Source organism: Pseudoduganella umbonata (genome assembly GCF_014192225.1).
In the GTDB taxonomy this organism is placed as follows: Bacteria; Pseudomonadota; Gammaproteobacteria; order Burkholderiales; family Burkholderiaceae_D; genus Rugamonas; species Rugamonas umbonata.
Genome location: NZ_JACHXS010000028.1, coordinates 1 through 1,244 on the forward strand (window position 1 = coordinate 1; position 1,244 = coordinate 1,244).

Sequence of the window (1,244 nt, forward strand, 5' to 3'; positions counted from 1 at the left end):
GAAGGGTGACAGGGTTGCAATAAAATGGTGGCTGCGACTGTTTAATAAAAACACAGCACTCTGCAAACACGAAAGTGGACGTATAGGGTGTGACGCCTGCCCGGTGCTGGAAGATTAAATGATGGGGTGCAAGCTCTTGATTGAAGTCCCAGTAAACGGCGGCCGTAACTATAACGGTCCTAAGGTAGCGAAATTCCTTGTCGGGTAAGTTCCGACCTGCACGAATGGCGTAACGATGGCCACACTGTCTCCTCCCGAGACTCAGCGAAGTTGAAATGTTTGTGATGATGCAATCTACCCGCGGCTAGACGGAAAGACCCCATGAACCTTTACTGTAGCTTTGCATTGGACTTTGAACCAATCTGTGTAGGATAGGTGGGAGGCTTTGAAGCGGGGACGCCAGTTCTCGTGGAGCCAACCTTGAAATACCACCCTGGTTTGTTTGAGGTTCTAACCTTGGTCCGTTATCCGGATCGGGGACAGTGCATGGTAGGCAGTTTGACTGGGGCGGTCTCCTCCTAAAGTGTAACGGAGGAGTTCGAAGGTACGCTAGGTACGGTCGGACATCGTGCTAATAGTGCAATGGCATAAGCGTGCTTAACTGCGAGACCGACAAGTCGAGCAGGTACGAAAGTAGGACATAGTGATCCGGTGGTTCTGTATGGAAGGGCCATCGCTCAACGGATAAAAGGTACTCTGGGGATAACAGGCTGATTCCTCCCAAGAGTTCATATCGACGGGGGAGTTTGGCACCTCGATGTCGGCTCATCACATCCTGGGGCTGTAGCCGGTCCCAAGGGTATGGCTGTTCGCCATTTAAAGTGGTACGTGAGCTGGGTTTAAAACGTCGTGAGACAGTTTGGTCCCTATCTGCCGTGGGCGTTGGAAATTTGAAGGGGGCTGCTCCTAGTACGAGAGGACCGGAGTGGACGAACCTCTGGTGTACCGGTTGTCACGCCAGTGGCATTGCCGGGTAGCTAAGTTCGGAAGAGATAACCGCTGAAAGCATCTAAGCGGGAAACTTGCCTTGAGATGAGATTTCCCGGAGCCTTGAGCTCCTTGAAGGGTCGTTCGAGACCAGGACGTTGATAGGTCAGGTGTGGAAGTGCAGTAATGCATTAAGCTAACTGATACTAATTGCCCGTACGGCTTGTCCCTATAACCTTGACGGTTACAGTGCATTTACTCTTTGATGAGAGTTACCCTCGCTTTACTTCTTCCGGATTGAGATCGATTGCTGCTCC

At 51.4% G+C, this 1,244-nt stretch carries 1 rRNA gene; it reads left to right on the forward strand.

The features are described 5' to 3' along the window. Positions 1-1,158 (forward strand): 23S ribosomal RNA (locus tag FHS02_RS31130); the annotation flags it as partial. Between the last annotated feature and the right edge of the window lie 86 nt (positions 1,159-1,244).